General features: G+C 63.5%; 17 protein-coding genes and 1 pseudogene. 10 read left to right on the top strand and 8 right to left on the bottom strand.

From position 1 onward, the window contains the following. Positions 1-2 precede the first annotated feature (2 nt). A complete protein-coding gene (locus tag ABIE49_RS35380) occupies positions 3-962 on the bottom strand; it encodes an N-carbamoyl-D-amino-acid hydrolase (protein ID WP_192734454.1) in 960 nt (319 codons plus the stop codon). A gap of 149 nt (positions 963-1,111) precedes the next feature. Between ABIE49_RS35380 and ABIE49_RS35375 the strand changes: the two genes are divergently transcribed. Then, the gene (locus ABIE49_RS35375; RefSeq protein WP_192734453.1) at positions 1,112-2,011 is read left to right on the top strand and encodes a LysR family transcriptional regulator; all 900 of its coding nucleotides are present in this window, start codon (positions 1,112-1,114) and stop codon (positions 2,009-2,011) included. 26 nt (positions 2,012-2,037) lie between these two features. Here ABIE49_RS35375 and ABIE49_RS35370 read toward each other — a convergent pair whose 3' ends face one another. From ABIE49_RS35370 to ABIE49_RS35360, 3 genes are read right to left on the bottom strand one after another with little or no spacing between them, the layout of a single operon-like run. Next, positions 2,038-3,078 (bottom strand): 5-oxoprolinase subunit C family protein, encoded by a 1,041-nt coding sequence (locus ABIE49_RS35370; RefSeq protein WP_192734452.1) that lies wholly within the window; start codon positions 3,076-3,078, stop codon positions 2,038-2,040. Next, positions 3,075-3,803, bottom strand: a complete 729-nt coding sequence (locus ABIE49_RS35365; RefSeq protein ID WP_192734451.1) for a 5-oxoprolinase subunit B family protein — start codon at positions 3,801-3,803, stop codon at positions 3,075-3,077. The genes ABIE49_RS35370 and ABIE49_RS35365 overlap by 4 nt, the downstream gene beginning before the upstream one ends. Beyond that, the gene (locus tag ABIE49_RS35360; RefSeq protein WP_192734450.1) at positions 3,800-4,570 is read right to left on the bottom strand and encodes a 5-oxoprolinase subunit PxpA; all 771 of its coding nucleotides are present in this window, start codon (positions 4,568-4,570) and stop codon (positions 3,800-3,802) included. The genes ABIE49_RS35365 and ABIE49_RS35360 overlap by 4 nt, the downstream gene beginning before the upstream one ends. A 318-nt stretch (positions 4,571-4,888) precedes the next feature. Between ABIE49_RS35360 and ABIE49_RS35355 the strand changes: the two genes are divergently transcribed. The 3 genes from ABIE49_RS35355 (at position 4,889) to upp (ending at position 8,039) form a co-directional block, all read left to right on the top strand. Then, the gene (locus tag ABIE49_RS35355) at positions 4,889-6,139 is read left to right on the top strand and encodes a GTP cyclohydrolase II (RefSeq protein WP_192734449.1); all 1,251 of its coding nucleotides are present in this window, start codon (positions 4,889-4,891) and stop codon (positions 6,137-6,139) included. 87 nt (positions 6,140-6,226) lie between these two features. After that, complete coding sequence (locus ABIE49_RS35350; protein ID WP_210337162.1) at positions 6,227-7,393, top strand: DUF1688 family protein; 1,167 nt, start codon at positions 6,227-6,229, stop codon at positions 7,391-7,393. A 16-nt stretch (positions 7,394-7,409) separates the two neighbouring features. Then, positions 7,410-8,039, top strand: a complete 630-nt coding sequence (gene upp, locus ABIE49_RS35345; protein WP_192734448.1) for a uracil phosphoribosyltransferase — start codon at positions 7,410-7,412, stop codon at positions 8,037-8,039. 15 nt (positions 8,040-8,054) lie between these two features. On the opposite strand, the gene ABIE49_RS35340 is transcribed toward upp, so the two are convergent. Continuing rightward, complete coding sequence (locus ABIE49_RS35340) at positions 8,055-8,891, bottom strand: hormone-sensitive lipase (RefSeq protein ID WP_192734447.1); 837 nt, start codon at positions 8,889-8,891, stop codon at positions 8,055-8,057. Positions 8,892-9,077: 186 nt separating this feature from the next. Between ABIE49_RS35340 and kynU the strand changes: the two genes are divergently transcribed. Both kynU and kynA read left to right on the top strand, forming a co-directional pair. Beyond that, complete coding sequence (kynU, locus tag ABIE49_RS35335) at positions 9,078-10,271, top strand: kynureninase (RefSeq protein ID WP_192734446.1); 1,194 nt, start codon at positions 9,078-9,080, stop codon at positions 10,269-10,271. Continuing rightward, positions 10,268-11,107 carry a tryptophan 2,3-dioxygenase gene (kynA, locus tag ABIE49_RS35330; RefSeq protein ID WP_192734445.1) on the top strand — a complete coding sequence of 280 codons (840 nt, stop codon included), beginning with the start codon at positions 10,268-10,270 and terminating at the stop codon, positions 11,105-11,107. Before kynU ends, kynA begins: the two co-directional genes overlap by 4 nt. Before the next feature lie 18 nt (positions 11,108-11,125). Here kynA and ABIE49_RS35325 read toward each other — a convergent pair whose 3' ends face one another. The 3 genes from ABIE49_RS35325 to ABIE49_RS35315 form a co-directional block, all read right to left on the bottom strand. Next, positions 11,126-11,908 (bottom strand): aspartate/glutamate racemase family protein, encoded by a 783-nt coding sequence (locus ABIE49_RS35325; protein WP_210337133.1) that lies wholly within the window; start codon positions 11,906-11,908, stop codon positions 11,126-11,128. A 76-nt stretch (positions 11,909-11,984) separates the two neighbouring features. After that, positions 11,985-13,172: an ABC transporter substrate-binding protein gene (locus ABIE49_RS35320; protein ID WP_354067133.1), complete on the bottom strand. Its 1,188-nt coding sequence runs from the start codon at positions 13,170-13,172 to the stop codon at positions 11,985-11,987. 263 nt (positions 13,173-13,435) lie between these two features. Beyond that, positions 13,436-14,005 carry a winged helix DNA-binding protein gene (locus ABIE49_RS35315; protein WP_192734444.1) on the bottom strand — a complete coding sequence of 190 codons (570 nt, stop codon included), beginning with the start codon at positions 14,003-14,005 and terminating at the stop codon, positions 13,436-13,438. A 74-nt stretch (positions 14,006-14,079) separates the two neighbouring features. Between ABIE49_RS35315 and ABIE49_RS40140 the strand changes: the two are divergent. From ABIE49_RS40140 to ABIE49_RS35300, 4 genes and pseudogenes are all read left to right on the top strand, one after another. After that, positions 14,080-15,057 (top strand): annotated as a pseudogene (locus ABIE49_RS40140) (branched-chain amino acid ABC transporter permease); the annotation flags it as partial. Positions 15,058-15,129: 72 nt separating this feature from the next. Next, positions 15,130-16,914 (top strand): branched-chain amino acid ABC transporter ATP-binding protein/permease, encoded by a 1,785-nt coding sequence (locus ABIE49_RS40135; RefSeq protein ID WP_210337161.1) that lies wholly within the window; start codon positions 15,130-15,132, stop codon positions 16,912-16,914. After that, complete coding sequence (locus tag ABIE49_RS35305) at positions 16,911-17,630, top strand: ABC transporter ATP-binding protein (protein ID WP_192734442.1); 720 nt, start codon at positions 16,911-16,913, stop codon at positions 17,628-17,630. The genes ABIE49_RS40135 and ABIE49_RS35305 overlap by 4 nt, the downstream gene beginning before the upstream one ends. Before the next feature lie 5 nt (positions 17,631-17,635). After that, a complete protein-coding gene (locus ABIE49_RS35300; RefSeq protein ID WP_192734441.1) occupies positions 17,636-18,805 on the top strand; it encodes a thiolase family protein in 1,170 nt (389 codons plus the stop codon). Positions 18,806-18,808 lie beyond the last annotated feature (3 nt).

Here is an 18,808-nt window from a genome sequence, read left to right as displayed (position 1 = left end):
TGTTAAATCGCATCGAGATCGACCGGTTCGATAACGCCCGCGCGCTCGGTAATGGCCATGTATTGCTCCGGCCGCCGATGCGCGGCGAAATTGAACATCTTGTCCTTGCCCTGGCGACAGAGATCGAGGTCGAGATCGGCGACGACGACCTCGTCGGCGAGTGTCTGCGCCTCTGCAACAATCCGGCCATTCGGATCGACGATGCAGGAGCCACCGATCAGTCCGGAGCCGTCCTCGTTCCCCGCCTTGGCGACTGCGATCGCCCAGGTCGCGTTCATGTAGGCATTGGCCTGCGTGACGAGCTTTGAATGGAAGGTACGCAGCGCCGCATCTTCGGAAACACCGCCGTTGGGATCGTAGGCCGCGGAATTGTAACCGATACACACCAGCTCGACGCCCTGCAGGCCCAGCACGCGCCAGGCTTCCGGCCAGCGGCGATCGTTGCAGATCATCATGCCCATGATGGCGTTGCGCCAGTCGGAGCCCGCCCGAAAGGCAGGAAACCCGAGGTCGCCATATTCGAAATAGCGTTTTTCGAGCTGCTGGTAGCGTGCGCCGGCCCGCGGCTCGACCGAACCCGGCAAATGCACCTTGCGATAGCGGCCGAGAATTTCGCCGTCGCCATCGACCAGGATCGAGCAATTGAAGCGCTGACCATCCGATGTCAGCTCGGCGTAACCGACATAGAAGCCGATGCGCAGCGCCCGGGCGCGATCGAACAGGGGCTGCACGGCCGGATTCGGCATGCCGCGCTCGAAATAATGCTCGAGCGCTTCGCCCTCGATCAGCCATCGCGGGAAGAAGGTCGTAAACGCCAGTTCGGGAAAAACCACCAGCGTTGCGCCACTCGCGGCTGCCGCCTCCAGCAGTTCCAGCATCCGGCCAAGCGTATGCTCTCGCGGATCCGCTTTTTGCGTCGGCCCCATCTGAGCGGCGGCGGCGCGGAGAACTCGAACCAACATTGCCTCCAATCTGAGCGGATTGCTTACGCAGGAGGCGGACAAGCCCGCTCCGACAACGCCCCGATGCAGAGGTGATTACGCGAAAGCGCGGGCCAAAACGCAATCACTCGTGCTATGATATTTTCACCGAGACAATAACCGGTGGTTATATGAACCTGCGCCAATTGGAGATCCTGCGGGCGGTCATCCGCCATCGGACGACGGTCGCGGCGGCCGACGAACTGGCGCTGTCGCAGCCGGCGATCAGCAATGCGCTGAAGGCAATGGAGGCACAGGCGGGTTTCGCCCTGTTCGAGCGCGTCAACAACCGGCTGTTCCCGACATCGGAGGCGATGACGCTCTACAAGGAAAGCGAAGCGATCTTTGCGCTGCACGCCAAGCTCGAAAATCGCGTGCGCGATTTGCGGGAGTGCCGCACCGGCCTTCTATCGATCGTGGCGACGCCGCCGCTGGCCTATAGCATCATTCCGCACGCACTATCGGACTTCCTGCGCCGCCGTCAGCAGACGCGCGTCTTCTTCGACGTGCGGCGCTACGAGGGAATCATCGACGGCGTCACGAGCAGGGTCGCAGAACTCGGCTTCGCGCTCGGGCTGTCACATCATCCCGGCATCGCGCACGAGGTGGTTCACACCGGCGAGATGGTCTGCGTCCTGCCGCCGAACCATCCGCTGGCCGAACAGCCGGTCATTTCCGCCTCGGACCTTGTCGGCTTGCCCTTCATCGGGCTGGAGCGCGGTACGCGACTAGGTGAAGCCGTGCGCGAGAGTTTTGCGCAAGCCGGCGCGCCGTTCCAGCCGACCGTCGAGGTGCGATACTGCAATACGGCCTGCGTGCTCGCGGCCGCCGGCGTAGGTGCCGCGGTCGTCGATCCCTTTTCGCCGCGCCAGGGCGGCGGCCAGGGCCTTATCGTCCGGCCGTTCGCGCCGAAGACCGTGGCCGTAGCCTATATGCTGTGGTCTGAGGCGGAGCCTCTATCGCGTCTGGCCAAGGCGTTCCTGAACGAAGTCCGGCAGGCGAGCCGAGCCCTGGACCGGGACGGCGCTTGAGCATTGAACCGCGTTGATGGCTAGCGTCATCCGGAGCCCTCAACCCCGACGACACCGTCGATCAGATTGAGGCCGAGCAGAAACTCCGAACTGAGATGGGTGCGTGTCAGCGGTTCGACGACAATCCCACGCGCCAGCAACGCCACCTCGCTGCGGCGAGCCGCAACCGCCTCGTCGATCGATACAGCCGCGAATCTGAACACCGCTCCCGGTCGCGCCTGCGCCAGCCGGCCAAGATCGGGACCGATGATGGTCGCAATCTTCGGATAGCCGCCGGTGGATTGACGATCGGCCATCAGAACGATCGGACGGCCGTCTCCCGGCACCTGGATCGCCCCCATGGCGATTCCGTCAGACACGATGTTGTAGCCACGCGCGTGCGTCAGTTGGGGCCCGTCGAGGTAATACGCCATCCGATCGACCTTGGCGGAGACGATCCAGGGCCCGGCAAGAAAGGCTGCGATCTGGTCGTCGGCGAAGTAGTCGTGTTGGGGCCCAAGCACCACGCGGATAGCGTCGAGGGGACGGTCTAGCCATGGTGCTGCGATGGCGCTCAGCGACGGGGTCGGAGAAGCGGATCGTTCGATGACGAGACGATCGCCCGCGGCAAGCGCGCGGCCGTTCACGCCGCCGAAGCCGGTGCGCGTGTGGGTGGCGTGAGAGCCCAGCACCTTTGGCACGACAAAGCGGCCCGCCACTGCCAGATAGCACCAGGAGCCGCGACCGCCGGCGCGAATTTTCAGCACGGCGCCTGCCTCCAGATTGAGTACCACCGCCGGTGGGAGCGACCTGCCGTCGAGGCTGAGCGAGAATTCGCCGCCGGCAACAGCGATATGGAGCGATCCGGATTCGGCGGTCACTTCTAACCCACCGACGGACACTTCGATCGCGGTTGCACCCGCGGGATTGCCAACCGCAAGGTTTGCCGTCGTATGCGCCAGTTGATCCATCGGCCCTGCGGCGGTGACACCAAAACGCAGATAGCCATGTCGGCCGCCGTCCTGCAGCGTGGCACCCGGCCCGGCCGACAGGATGCGAACGATCGCTTCCGAACCAGCAACCCTCATGCGGCACGCTTGCGGGCAACGATTTCGCCGCTCCCGGCGCGTTGCGCCAGGTCGCGGAAGGTCGAAAGATCGATCGGTTCGAACCGCACGAGATCGCCGGCCTGGATCAGAAAGGCATCCTTGCGTTCCGCGGCAAAGAGGCGCTCCGGCGTTTGGCCGATGACATACCAACCGGTCGGCATCACGAACGGCACGACGGTGCCAAGACCACCTCCGATCGACACCGCACCGGCCGCGTGCGGCGGCCTCGGCTTCGCGCGGCGCGAGATCTTCAGCGGCTCGGGTACGCCGCCCAGATAGATCTGGCCGGGCGTGAAACCACACATATAGACGCGATACGTCGCCTTCGTATGCAAAGCGACGGCGTCATCCCGCGTGAGGCCGAGAATCCTGGCGGCCTCGTCGAGATCCTCGGCCAGCGCGGGATCGTAACAACAAGGCAACGTCCAAATGGTGCCCTCGCCCCGCCATTCGGTAAGACCCATCATCATACGGCGCACGATGGCAACCAGCGTTTCCCTGTCGATCCCAAGCGGATCATAGTGAATCATCAGCGAGCGATAGGTCGGCACGAATTCACGCGTTCCTGTCGGAGAATCGGCACGCAAAGCCGCGTCGAGGGCAAGCACCCTGTCGTTAATCACGGGATCAACGGCGTCACCGAATTCGACGACGAGGGCGGCTTCCCCCGCGTCGAGAAAGCGCGGATCGACCTGCAGTGTCATGCGGCCATCGGCTTGAACGGCTTCAGCGTAACACCGGCCTTTTCCAATCGCTCGCGCACGAGGCTGGCGGTCGCGACCGCATGATCGGAATCGCCATGAACGCAGATCGAACGGATCGGCGTCGGCAAATGCTTGCCGCTTGCCGTGATCACCGCTCCCGCCTGCACCATCGCGAGCACGCGCGCGGCAGCTTCTTCCGCGCCTTCGATCATCGCACCGGGCTGGCCGCGCGGGATCAATTGCCCGGTTTCGGTGTAACCACGGTCGGCATAGATCTCCTGATGAATTTCAAGTCCCGCGGCTTCACCGGCCGCGACCAGCTCCGTCACCGCAATGGCCAGCAACGCCAGATTAGGATCGACCGCCCGAACCGCCCGCGCTACCGCGTCCGCGACGTCGCGTTCCTCGCAGGCGATGTTGCCGAGCGCACCGTGGGTCTTCACATAGGTGATGCGATGACCGGCGTAAGCCGCAAGCGCCATCGCCGCGCCGATCTGGTAGGCGACGAGCCGCTCGATCTCGCCGTTCGAGAACGGGAGGCGGCGGCGGCCAAAACCCCACAGATCCGGAAACCCGGGATGGGCGCCGACCGCGACGCCGCGCTTGCGCGCGATGGCAAACGTCCGTGCCATCACCTCGGGGTCGCCGGCATGAAGCCCGCAGGCCACGTTGGCGGAGGTGACGATGGCAAGCATGGCGTCATCGTCGCCGCAGCGATAAGTCCCAAATCCTTCGCCAAGATCGGAGTTGAGGTCGACGGTTGGCATGGCGGTCTCCTGGGCGTTGCTGATGTCCGCAATTGAACGTCACCTTCGCCGCGAAACACGGGATCGTAAAGTCGGGAGGCATCGCCCGATGCCGATATCTGCCCTGCAATACCGCGGGGGCAAAAGAACAGGCATCGCGGCACCGCACCCAAAAGGTTAACAGGCCGGGAAGGCCTCCGTGGCGCGTTCTGACCGCCGTTGTAATCGGCCAAGATTTGATTATATTGCTCTCTCAGCTGCAACCGCTGCTGAATGTAACGTTGGTGTGACCAGGCCCGTCTGTCCAGGCGGGCCGTCGCCGTTTCAGGGTTCGTAGCGATGACTCGTTCCAATCGGGTTGATCATATTCGCATTACGTCGCACCCGGCTCCGGGTGCCAAGCTCAACTTTCCAATCAGCTGGGGCGCCGCCAGCGCGCGTGAGCGCGGACCGGTGATCGGAACGGTGTCGCGCCCGCAGGACCGCAACGTCATCGGCACCCATGGCGGCTCCTATTCAGTCTATCGGGCACTGGCCGTTTCCTCCGGGGCGCTCGACCCGATCCGGCGTCCGGACCTTACCAACACCCACCCCGCCGAAACCGTCGGGCCGTTTCCGCAATGGTCGGATCCGCAGAAAATCGTTTCGCTGGATCCATGGGGGCATCTCGCCGCCGAAAACTTTGCAACCGAAATCGCCGAGGGCATCGATATCCGCCCCAGCATCGCCATCACGCGCGCGCGCCTCGATCTGCCCGAGTTGCAGGACGCGATCAAGGCCGGACGGCTCAAGCAGGACGGCGAGGTCGTGCACAAGAACGGCAGCGTCTCCGTGGTCAAGATCGCCATCGACCCGGTGTGGTATCTGCCGGGCCTGGCGGAGCGCTTCGCGACCACCGAAAACAATCTGCGCCGGCAACTATTCGAGCAGACCGCCGGCATGTTTCCGGAACTGGTGACGCGGCCCGACCTGCAGGTTTTCCTGCCGCCGATCGGTGGCACGACGGCCTATCTGTTCGGCGACGTTACCAAGCTGCCCGACCACCGCACCAAGATCACCTGCCGCGTGCATGACGAGTGCAACGGCTCCGACGTGTTCGGTTCTGATATCTGCACCTGCCGCCCGTACCTCATTCACGGCATCGAGGAATGCGCGCGCGCCGGCCAGACCGGCGGTCTCGGCATCATCATCTACAATCGCAAGGAAGGCCGCGCGCTCGGCGAGGTCACAAAATTTCTGGTCTATAACGCGCGCAAGCGTCAGGAAGGCGGCGATGCCGCGGCCCAGTATTTCGAGCGCACCGAATGCGTCGCCGGCGTGCAGGACGCCCGGTTCCAGCAATTGATGCCGGATGTGGTGCATTGGCTCGGCCTGAAGCGGATCGACCGCTTCGTATCCATGAGCGACATGAAGCACGATGCGCTGACCGGCCAGGGCATCGAAATCGTCGAGCGCGTGCCTATCCCCGACGACATGATCCCGGCCGACGCGCATGTGGAAATCGCGGCAAAGAAAGCCGCCGGCTACTACACGCCCGAGCCGCAGGAAAGTCCGGACAATCCGGTCGGCCGCCCGCTCGAAAAATATTGAGAGGGCGCCGTGTCCCCCGCAGATCCGGAGATTTCGGCCGCGTTGTCATTGCTGAACGCCAGCGCGGTCCGTGAGCGGGCACATCGCATGCTCGCAATCGGCCTTGACGACAGGCTGCCGAATTTCCGTGTCGATCTCGATCGCATGGAAAGCGCGGTCGATCTGGTGCTGGAGACCACGCGCAAGGCCTATCCCTCCTTCGACGTTCCCTTTCATTCGCGCTGGCGGCACTTCGTTGCCAATGGGGATAATCGCTGGGCCGATATCGCCGGCCGGACCAAATGGCTCGGCCGGGCGGCCCGCGCCCGGGCCGAATTCGATCTGGCGATCGTCAGCGTCTTCCTCGATGCCGGCGCCGGACCGTCGTGGCGCTACCACGATCCGAAAACCGGATCTGACATCGGCCGTTCGGAAGGATTGGGGCTCGCCAGCCTCGCGATGTTCGCCGGCGGCGCTTTCTCGGCCGATCCGCAGGAGCCGCTGCGCACCGATGGCGAGATCCTTGCAAATCTTGATGTCGCCGACCTCGAGAGTGGCATGCAGGTCTCGGATACCAATCCGCTGGTCGGAATGGACGGTCGCGCTGAGCTATTGCGCCGGCTGGGCCGGCTGGTGGTCTCGAAGCCGGATGTGTTCGGCAGCCAGGACACGCCGCGGCCCGGCGGCCTGTTCGATCGATTGGCGAAACTCGCCTACGGCGGACAGCTTCCCGCGCCAGCCATTCTTGCGGAGTTGCTGCAACAGCTGGGCCCAATCTGGCCATCGCGGCTGATGCTGGGGGGAATCCCGCTCGGCGACTGCTGGAAGCATCCGGCATTGACGACGGCGGACGCGACAAATGGACTAGTGCCGCTGCACAAGCTCTCGCAATGGCTGGCTTACTCCCTGATCGAGCCGTTGCAAACGGCCGGCATCACCGTGACCGATATCGATGGCCTCACCGGCCTCGCTGAATATCGCAATGGCGGACTGTTCATCGATATCGGCGTGCTCGCGTTTCGCTATCCGGAATCCGCGCATAGGGAACACGAGGTTGCGTCACCGCTGGTCGTGGAATGGCGTGCGCTCACGGTGGCGCTGCTTGACCGCATCGCCGATGGTTTACGACACCGGCTCAAAGTCGATGCCACCTCGATGCCATTGGCAAAAATTCTCGAGGGCGGCAGCTGGGCGGCGGGTCGATTGCTGGCGCGCGAACGCCGCGCCGACGCTTCGCCGCCGGTGAAGATTATCAGCGACGGCACTGTTTTCTAGATTTGGGATTAGCAACATGGACGGCGTCACGATCGTTAGTCACCCGCTGGTACAGCACAAGCTAACGCTGTTACGGAGAAAAGACATTTCGACCAAGTCGTTTCGCGAACTCCTCAAGGAGATCGGGATGCTGATTTGCTATGAGGTCACGCGTGACCTGCCGCTGGCCGACGTCGAAATCGAAACACCCCTCGCGCACATGAAGTCGCCGCAGATCGCGGGCAAGAAGCTGGTGTTCGCGCCGATATTGCGCGCCGGCATTACTTTTGCCGACGGCATGCTCGATCTGGTGCCGACCGCGCGTATCGCGCATATCGGTCTTTACCGCGAGCCGGAAACCTTCGTTGCCGTCGAATATTTCTTCAAGGCCCCGAGCGATCTGCACGAGCGACTGGTGATCGTGATTTCACCGATACTGGCAACGGCGAACTCCGCCGTCGCCGCGGTCGACCGGCTGAAAGAGCGCGGCGCCAACGACATCCGACTGGTGTGCCTGATCGGCGCGCCGGAAGGCGTCGAGCGCATGCGCGGCATACACCCGGACGTTCCGATCTGGCTCGCCGCGATCGACCAGGGGCTGGACGACAATGCCTTCATCGTGCCTGGTCTCGGCGACGCCGGCGACCGCGCTTACGGCACCAGATAAACCACCAAGCGCAGGCTACGCGGCATCGGCCAGGAGCGTCCGGACGATCGGATGATTCCGGTCGGCCAGGCCGTCGATGACGTCGAAATGGTGGCGACCGGGTTCTTCGATCGCGCAGGTCTGCGCGCCGAGCCCGGTCCAGATATTGGCTAGCAAGGCGTTCTGGCGGACGAATTCCGGGCGCTCCGCGCTGCCCACCCAGCAAGTTACCCGGGCACCAGGCAAAGGCCGCAACAGCACGGGGCTTTCGGTTTGCGCTTCGGCGTCGTCGATCCGCAGATCGGAATTCATTGCGGTCTTCAGCATTGGGCGAAGGTCATGGACGCCCGAGATCGAGACGGTATTGCGGATGCGCGCGCGGGCGGGCTCCGACAGCGGCGAAGTCGCCGAAATCATGCGCGTGACCAGATGCCCGCCTGCGGAGTGGCCTGTCAGGAAAATCGGGCCTTCCACCATCGAGGCCGCCTGCGCGATCGCGGCGGCAATTTCGCGCGTAATATCGGCGATGCGAACCGCCGGACAAAGCGTGTAGGAAGGCATCGCCACCGCATAGCCGCTTTCGACGGCGCCGCGCGCGAGGTGTGACCAAAAGCTCTTGTCGAGGGCGCGCCAGAAACCGCCATGGACGAAAACGACCAGACCCTTGGGCTGACCCTCGGGACGGAACAGATCGAAGCGGTTTCGCGGCCGCTCCCCATAGCCGATATCAAGCGTCGCGCGGCCACTACTCCCTAGTTCATCGCGATAGGTCTGGGCGGGTTGCACCCAGGCCGCCGGCCAGCGTTCGCCACCGGGGATGTTGGGGCCATTGGCGTAGGCGTTGTTCCAGTCGGAAATCTGATGAAAGATCATGCGGGTCGGTTTCCGTTTGGTCTTGAGTGGCCGGCGCAGGCGCCTACGATCATGATTCAGTTCGACGATATCTACTCACATCGGCTGCCCGCAGGACAAGTCCAAAAGTATTTTAGACATATAACTTATGGGCTTGAAACAATTCGCCGCCATGCGAGTATCCGCCGCCTGCGAACGAGGCCAATGATGACCGATTTCAAGCGAACGCGATCCCTGTTCCATATCCCGGATGGCGTCATCTATCTCGACGGCAACTCGCTCGGTCCCCTGCCCGTTGCGGCGACCGATCGCGTCCGCGGCATGATGTCCGAGCAATGGGGAAATCAGCTTATCAGGGGCTGGAACAGCGCCGGATGGATGGCCCAGCCGCGCCGTATCGGAGACCGCGTCGGCCGGCTGATCGGCGCGCCCGAGGGCACCGTGGTGATCGGCGATACCCTGTCGATCAAGGTCTATCAGGCGCTTGCCGCAGCGCTCGAACTCAATTCCAGCAGGCGTGTGGTCTTGTCCGACAACGGCAACTTTCCAACCGACCTCTACATGGCCGAGGGTCTGCTCAGATCGCTCGATCGGGGATATCAGCTCAAGATTGTCTCCCCCGAGGAAGTCGAAGACGCCATCGACGCAACGATTGCGGTGCTGATGCTGACCGAGGTCGACTATCGCACCGGTCGCCTGCACGACATGAAGGCATTGACGCAGAAAGCGCACGCCGCCGGCGCATTGGCGGTTTGGGACCTCGCCCACTCCGCGGGCGCCATTCCGGTCGACCTGTCAGGCGCCAAAGCCGATTTCGCGGTCGGCTGCACCTACAAATATCTCAATGGCGGTCCTGGCGCGCCGGCCTTCATCTATGTCGCACCTGACCATGCCGATATGGCGCGGCCGGCGCTCTCCGGATGGATGGGGCATCAGGCGCCGTTTGCCTTCGATCTTGATTACCGGGCCGGCGCCGGCATCGAACGAATGCGGGTTGGAACGCCTCCCGTCATTGCGATGGCCGCACTCGACGCCGCGCTCGATGCCTGGGAGGGCGTCAGCATGAACGAGGTCCGCAAGGCGTCGATTGCGCTGGCGGACCTGTTCATCCGCGAAGTCGAAGCCCGTTGTCCGGAGTTGACGCTGGCCTCGCCGCGGGACGGCAACAAACGCGGCAGCCAGGTTTCGTTTCGCCACGCCAACGGCTACGCGATCATGCAGGCGCTGATCGCACGCGGCGTGATCGGCGATTTTCGTGCTCCCGATGTGATACGCTTCGGCTTTACGCCGCTCTACATCGGCGAGGCCGAGGTTCGCGCGGCGGTCGATGCGATCGAGGATGTCGTGAACAATCGCCGCTGGGATGCCGCGGAGTATCGCAAAATGACTGTCGTGACATGACCGAAAATCCTTACGACCCCTCCCGCGAGGGCGCCCAGATGTCGTTCGACGGGCGGATGTCCTACAGCGACTATCTGCATCTGGAACGCGTGTTGGACGCGCAGGAACCGCTTTCGAGTGCGCATGACGAACTTCTGTTCATCATACAGCATCAGACCTCCGAACTCTGGATGAAGCTCGCGATCCACGAAATTCGTTCCGCCATCAAGGCGATCCACAACGACGAGCTTCAGCACGCCTTCAAGGTGCTGTCGCGCATCGCCCGAATCTTCGAACAACTCACGGGCGCCTGGGACGTATTGCGGACGATGACGCCGAGCGAGTATACCGAATTTCGCGGTCAGCTCGGTCAATCGTCGGGATTCCAGTCGTACCAGTACCGCGCGATCGAGTTCCTCGCCGGCAACCGCAATGTTGCGATGCTCGGTCCTCATGCCCACCGCAGTGACGTCATCGCGAAACTCGAAGAAATTCTCGGCGAGCCCAGTCTCTACGACGAAGCCTTGCTTCTGCTGGCGCGCAACGGCTTCGACATCGGCGAAGATGCGCAACGAACGGATTGGCGCACGACGCGGACCGCGAATGACAAGGTGCTGGCTGCCTGGAAGACCGTCTACGCATCTCCCGACAAACACTGGATGCTGTACGAGCTGGCCGAAAAACTGGTCGACTTCGAAGACTATTTTCGCCGCTGGCGCTTCAACCACGTCACGACGGTCGAGCGCATTATCGGCCTGAAGCGCGGAACCGGCGGCACCTCGGGCGTATCCTATTTGCGCAAGATGCTCGAGGTCGAACTTTTCCCGGAACTTTGGAAAGTAAGAACGGAACTGTAGCCTGCTGCGTTGTGATCGCTACCCCAGCTTCGGATGCGTCATGAACTCTTCGATGATCTCGGCGGGCGGCTTGACGAATTCTCCGGCACGGCTGACGCCGAGGCCGGTGAGACGGCGAAGTTTGACCGCCATTTCAGCCATCTTCACCACGATCGGGATGCCGTTGATGACAGGCGCGCCGTCGATCGCGTGATTGCGGAGCGCCGCAAACAGCAGCATCGGAATGCCGCCACCCGGGATCAGCACTTCGACGCCTTTGGCCACCAGCGGCCGCGCCTGTTCGGCGAACAGCTCCTCGACCTCGAGCGCCAGCGCTTCCGATTCATAGGCCTTCAGCATCTGCCCCGGCTCGAACGTCATGGCGTGGGTGCCCGCAACCCGGCGCTCCAGCCCGTATTTGGTGATCTGGTGGTGGAACCAGGGAATGTAGCGGGGATTGATCGTGATGATGCCGCTGCGCTGGCCGAGCTGGCAACCATGGAGCATCGACGATTCGCCGAGTGCGAGAACCGGAATATCGACCACCGAGCGGGCTTCGTAGAGACCGGCATCCTGGAAGTGGCCGATCACGAAGGCATCGTATCCCTCGCGTTCAGCCCGCACGGCATTGCAGATCACTTCGCGCGCGCAACGGAATTCGACGATCGCATGGGCATAGGAATCGTGCGGTGTAATGCCCTTGATGTCGATCGTGGTGCCGGGCTCGACGATGTCATCGAGATGTTTGCGCAAACGATCCCAATAGGTCTTGCCGTTCTCGTAATCGACGTAGCTCTGATACCAGATGCGGATCGGCTTCATGGCAGGCGTCTCCTTCCGCGCGCGTCCCTAAGGCGGCGCGGCGTTTGATGAATGCGGCGCGATTGTCGGCCGTGGCTCAGGCCAGCAGCTTCCACGCCCCCTTCTCGAGCGTGACTATGACGCGTGCGCGTTCGTCGACACCGGAATTGTCGTTCTGGGTATAGTTGTAGACGCCATGCGAGCCCACCACGTCCTTGGTGCGGTAGAGCTCATCGCGCAACGCCGACCGGAAGGCAGCCGTCCCGGGCGGTGTCGACGCGAGCGCGCGCTTGGCCGCGGCGGCGAAAACCAGCCAGCCGTCGAAGGAATAGGCCGAGAAGGCATCGGTCGAGGCGACGTTGTTGGCCTTGAGGTGAGCGGCGCGGAATTCCAGGCCGACCTTCTTCACCGGATTGCTGTCGGGCAATTGTTCGGCGACGATCACCGGCCCGGTCGGCGCCAGAACGCCTTCGACCGCTGCGCCGCCGACCCGGATGAAGTCAGGGTTGATCAGGGCATGCGTGCCATAGATCGGGCCGCGAAAACCGCGCTCGCGCAGCGCCAAAAACGGCAGCGCCCCGGGCGTTCCCGAACCGCCGGTCATGACGGCATCAGGTTGCGCGGCCATGATCTTGAGCGTTTGTGCGGTCACCGTGGTATCGGGACGCGCATAGCGTTCGTCCGTCAGGATCTTGATGCCAATCGGCGCGGCAGTCTTCGACAGCGCGTTGTAGACAAGATCGCCCCAGGCGTCGCTGAAGCCGATATAGCCGAGGCTCTTGATGCCGGCTTTTTGCATTTGCGCGACCACGGCTGCGACCATCAGCGGCGGCGGTTGCGGAATCGAAATCGCCCAGAAGCCGCCGTCACCTTTGCCTGCTGTCGGGGGAAGCGGCGAGATGGAAACGAACGGCACCTTCTGCTCGCCGGCGACCGCCGCCATCGCGACCGATCCCGGCAGGCCTGACGTTCCGATCAACAGGTCGACCTTTTCTTCTTCGACCAGCTTGCGGGCATTGCGCGTGGAAGCCGACGGATCGCCGCCGTCGTCCATCTGGACCAGCCTGATCTTATGGCCTTCGATCGTGTCGAGGTAAGCCATCGCAGCGGCAATGCCCCTTGAATAGGGAATGCCGATGGAGGCGCCCGGTCCGGTCTGACCGGTCACGAAACCGACGGAGATGGGAGCGGACTGCGCCCGAAGGATCGCGGGAGCCGCGACGAAACCGGAGAGTGCTGCACCGCCGATGAGAACGTTTCGGCGCGAAATCATCTGTCTGCTCATCGTCGCTACCTCCTGTTGGGCCACCGGTCAGTCGACGGGGGCCGGGCTACTGAAGAAGTGGGAGACCGGAGCGATGGCGGGCCGACGGCGGCATGGCCGCCGCTTCATCCCCGCGTCGTGGCTTGATTTATTGTTCACAGCCGCGCCATCCGCCATTCCGGACAAAAATTGTTTTAGACATAAAATATAAAAGCGTGCAGTATGCCCTCAGTCAAGAGGCAATTCACATGATCAACTTACCGATTAAAGTTGCAATTCATGCCTTATGGCCGAAGGCCGAGGGTGTCGCCGATCTGGCTCGACAGGATCGTGCTGGCCTGATCGTAGAGACCGGTCATCACGTGGAGGATCGAGGTCGCCTGCTGCAGCGCGTCCTGGGTGCCCGACATGCTGCCGACCAGACGCACCAGGGTGTCGCGCCGGTGCTGCAGATAAGCGTCGACGATCGCGCGCCCGGGCTCGGTCGGCACGTAAGTGGTGTTGCGGCGCGAGGCGCCATTGCTCGCTTTCTCGATAAAGCCCAGCGAAAGCAGCTTCTTCAGCCCGTATTGCAGATTGGCAAGGTCATCGCGGTGCAGAAGCCGCGCCACATCGCTCAGGCCCTTCGGCGTGCCATTGAGATGAAGCACGTGCAGGATCGAGGCCTCCGTGCCGCCCAGCGCGTTCGTTGGCATGGCGCCGAGACAGTCGCGCCGCCAGCGCGCGAACGCCGAACCGAAATGCCAGGCGGCATATTCGAACGCGTTCACGGTCTGCTCGATCGGCGAAATCTCGGCGGCCGGCTCCGTGACCACTGCCGCTATTTGCGCCGAAACTGCTTGTTTTTTGGCCACAGAATGCCTCCTCAAATATCAATTTCAAACAGCAATTTAATGTATTAACCTGACTAATCAAGGTGCTGGATCGCATGACGACTGAAATCGCCATCATTCTGCTGCTCGATGGGATCGCCAATGGCGCGATCTACCTGCTGGCGGGCCTCGGCCTCGTGCTGATCTTTTCGGTCACCCGCGTCGTGTTCGTGCCTTTCGGCGATATCACCGCGTTCTGTGTGCTCTCGATCGCCGCGTTCGAACTTGGCCGGGTGCCGGGCACGATCTGGGTAGTCGCGATCCTGGCCGTCATCGCGACCGCAGTCGATGCCGCCGGTCATTACCGATCCGGTGAACACGCGCGGATCCCGCGTTCGTTTTTCATGTATGGCCTGCTGCCGCTTATTCCCTGCGTGCTGGCCTGGGTCGCCGCATCATACGCCCTGCCCCAGGCGGTGCAGATCATCCTTGCGCTGGCGCTCGTGCTGCCGATCGCCCCGCTGCTTGACCGTATCGCGTTCCGGCCCGCCCCCGATGCTTCCGTGCTGGTCCTGCTCATCATCGCGCTGGCCGTTCATTTCGCGATCAGCGGACTGGGCCTGATGGCCTTCGGCGCCGAAGGATTCCGCATTCGTCCATTGGTCAATGGCATCTACAGCTTCGGCGGTGTCATCGTATCGGCGCAGGTGCTGCTGATGCTGGTCACCGCCGCCCTGCTCAGCCTGCTGTTCTTCCTGTTCTTCGAGCGCTCGATGTCGGGCCGGGCGCTGCGCGCCACCGCGGTCAACCGCATCGGCGCCCGGCTCGTCGGTATCCGGCCGGCTCGCACCGGCACCATCGCCTACTTCATTGCCTCGCTGCTCGCCGGCGTCTCCGCCATCCTGATCGGCCCGACCACGACGATCTATTACGATTCCGGTTTCATGATCGGGCTGAAAGCGTTTATCGGCGCCATCATCGGCGGCTTCACCAGCTATCCGATCGCAGCGCTCGGCGCCGTGTTCGTCGGCATCATGGAAAGCTTCGCCTCGTTCTGGAGCAGTTCCTACAAGGAAGTGATCGTGTTCGGCCTGCTGATCCCGGTGCTGCTCTGGCAGTCCTGGAAATCGGCCGGGCATGCCGATGAGGAAGGCGAGGAAATGGAAATGCCCGACGCGATCGCGTTGAGCGCGCCGCTTCGCATCGGCCTGATCAGCGCCGCCGTCATCGCCCTGCTCATCGCCCCTGCACTGCTCGGCAGCTTCGCCATTACGCTTCTCAACTATATCGGCATCTCCGCGCTGGTCGCGCTTGGGCTGGTGCTGCTGACCGGCATCGGCGGCATGACGTCGTTCGGGCAAGCCGCCTTTGTCGGCATCGCGGCCTATGCAACGGCCTGGGCCACCGTGACGCTCGATTTGTCGCCGTGGGTCGGATTGCTCCTGGCGCTGGCAATGACCGGGCTTGCGGCGCTGGCGATCGGCGCGCTGACGCTGCGGCTCGGCGGGCATTTTCTCTCGCTCAGCACGATCGCCTGGGGCATCTCGATCTATTTCCTGTTCGGCAACGTCCCGGGCCTCGGGCAGAACACCGGCATGGCCGGCATCCCGCCGATCACTATCGCGTCGGTCTCACTGATTTCCTCGCAAATGATCTTCTACCTGATCTGGCTGATGGTTGGGCTCGCGATGCTGGCCAGCGCCAATCTGCTCAATTCCCGCGAGGGCCGTGCGATCCGAAGCTTGCGTGGCGGCGGCATTCTGCTGGCGAGCCTCGGCGTCAACATCTTTCGAATTCGCCTTGTTACCTTCGTGATCGCGGCCCTGCTCGCCGGACTGGCCGGCTGGCTCTATGCGCACATGAACCGGTTCATCAGCCCGGCCCCCTTCGACGTCAAGCCCGGCATCGAGTATCTGCTGATGGCGATGGCGGGCGGTGCCGGCCATATCGCGGGCGCGGTTGCCGGCTCGGCTTTGATCACGCTGCTCAAGAACTGGTTGCAGGATGTGCTGCCGCTGGTGACGAAGAACCCGGCGCAATTCGAGATCATCGCCTTCAGCGTTCTCCTTGTCCTGCTGCTGCAGAATGCCCGCGGCGGCCTCATCGCGTTCATCGCCAAGCGCCTGCCCAAGGGCACGCGCCCGCCGCCTGCGGCCGCCGAGGCGATGCCGCGCCGCGCGCTGCCGGAAAATGGCACGCTGATTCTGAACGTCGAAAATGCCGTGAGGACATTTGGCGGACTGACCGCCGTCAACAAGGTGAGTTTTGATCTCAAGGCCGGCGAGATCCTGGGCCTGATCGGTCCGAACGGCGCCGGCAAGAGCACGATGTTCAACCTCCTGACCGGCGCGTTGCAGGCCAACGCCGGCCGGATCAGTTTTCTGGGCCAGGACATCACCTACCGTCCGCAGATGGATATCGCGCGCATGGGCATCGCGCGGACGTTCCAGCACGTGAAGCTGCGGCCGAACATGAGCCTGATCGACAACGTCGCGCTCGGCGCCTATGCACGCACCACGACCGGCTTCCTGAAGAGCGCGCTTCGCCTCGATCGCGCCGAAGAGCGGCGCACGCTGCACGAGGCCCAGCGGCAGTTGCAGCGCGTCGGCCTCGGCGACAAATCCTACGAACTCGCCGGCAACCTTCCGCTCGGCGGACAGCGCATCCTGGAAGTTGCCCGCGCGCTGGCGGCCGATCCCGTGCTGGTGGTGCTGGATGAGCCGGCCGCAGGCTTGCGGCCGCCCGAGAAGGAAGCCCTTGCCAAGGTCTTGCGCCAGATTCGCGATGAAGGCGTTACGATCCTGATCGTCGAGCATGACATGGATTTCGTCATGGGCCTGGTCGACCGGCTGGTGGTCATGGAGTTCGGCTGCAAACTGGTCGAGGGAAATCCGGCAGCGGTCCGCGCCGATCCGAAGGTGCAGGAAGCCTATCTCGGAGGCGTATTATGAGCGCGATGCTCGAAATAACAGATCTTCATGTCGCTTACGGCAAGGTCGAAGCCGTGCGCGGCGTGTCGCTGTCGCTGCAGAGGGGCCAGATCGTCACCGTGATCGGGCCGAACGGCGCGGGCAAGACCACCCTTCTTGCCGCCACCATCGGCCTGTTGCCATCGCGCGGCCGGCTCATCTTCGAGGGCCGGGATCTGTTGAAGCTCGACGTCGAGGCGCGCGTCGAGCACGGCTTCTGCCTGGTGCCCGAGACGCGAGAGCTGTTCGGAGAGTTGACGGTCTATGACAATCTCGTGCTCGGCGCCTATCCGCGCCGTTCGGACCGTGCCTTCGTCGCCCGCGCGCTCGACGAGACCTATGGGCGATTTCCACGCCTCGCCGAACGTCGCGCGCAGCGCGCCGACACGCTTTCCGGCGGCGAGCGCCAGATGCTCGCGCTTGGCCGCGCGCTGATGTCGGCGCCGCGGCTCCTGATGCTCGACGAGCCCAGCCTCGGCCTCGCGCCGTTGATCGTGCGTGACATCCTGCGCATCGTATCCGGCCTGCGCGATGCCGGCGTCTCGATCCTGCTGGTTGAGCAGAATGCGAAGGCGGCACTCGAAATCGCCGACTACGGCTATGTGCTGGAAACCGGCGAGATCGTGCTCGACGGTGAAGCCGCCAGCCTGCTCGGCGATACCCGCGTGCAGGCAACTTATCTTGGCGGAGGGCATTGACCGCCATGGCAAATCGCATTGCAAGTTACGACGGGGTCGCCGTCGCGGTCCCCGTCACCGTGCCCTATGAGCGCTTCTCCATCCGCGGCGCGCATTGGTTCATCGCCCGCGCGCTGAAGGCGCTGGTTGATGGCGCCGGGATTTCCAAGGATGAAATCGACGGCCTGTGCGTGGGAAGCTTCACGCTGGCGCCCGACAGCGCCGTCGGCCTGACCCAGCATCTCGGCCTTTCGCCGCGCTGGCTCGATCACGTGCCGATGGGCGGCGCATCCGGCATTGTCAGCCTGAGGCGTGCGGCGCGCGCCGTTCAGGCGGGTGACGCCGAAATCGTCGCCTGCATCGCCGGCGACACCAACCACGTCGACAGCTTCCGGCTCAGCACGGCGACCTTCAGCATGTTCGCGCAGGACGCGGTCTATCCCTATGGCGCCGGCGGGCCGAATACCAGTTTCGCCTTCCTCACCGCCTATTACATGCGCACCTACGGCGCAAAGCCTGAGGATTTCGGCAAGCTCTGCGTCGCGCAGCGCTCGAACGCGCTGCAATTCCCCCATGCGCTGTTCAAGAAGCCGCTGACGCTGGAAGAATATCTCAACGCCCGGCCGGTCGCCGACCCGCTTCGGCTGTTCGATTGCGTGATGCCTTGCGCCGGCGCCGAGGCCTTTCTTGTTATGAGCGAAGACCGGGCGCGGCGCCTCGGATTGCCGCACGCGCGGCTGCGAGGTGCCATCGAGCGGCACAATGCCTTCCCTGACGATCCGGTACAGCACCGCGGCGGCTGGGCAATGGACCGCGATCGTCTGTACGAAAGCGCAGGCATCGGGCCTGAAGACATCGACCTGCTCGAGGCCTATGACGATTATCCCGTCATCTGCGTCCTGCAGATCGAGGATCTCGGATTCTGCGGCAAGGGCGAAGGGCCGGACTTCATTCGTCGCAACACTTTCGAAGCGAACGGCAGCTTTCCGTTCAACACCTCCGGTGGCCAATTATCTGTCGGCCAGGCCGGTGCCGCCGGCGGAACGCTCGGGATCGTCGAGGCGCTCCGGCAGGTCACCGGACAGCCGCTCGGCGCCCGGGTCGAAAACGCGCGTCATGCGCTGGTCTCCGGATTCGGCATGATCAACTTCGACCGGGGCCTATGCACCGGCGCCGCCATTCTCGCCGCAACATGATTG

The sequence above is a fragment of the Bradyrhizobium sp. OAE829 genome (assembly GCF_040546575.1).
In the GTDB taxonomy this organism is placed as follows: Bacteria; Pseudomonadota; Alphaproteobacteria; order Rhizobiales; family Xanthobacteraceae; genus Bradyrhizobium.
This window is presented reverse-complemented; position numbering and strand designations above follow the sequence as displayed.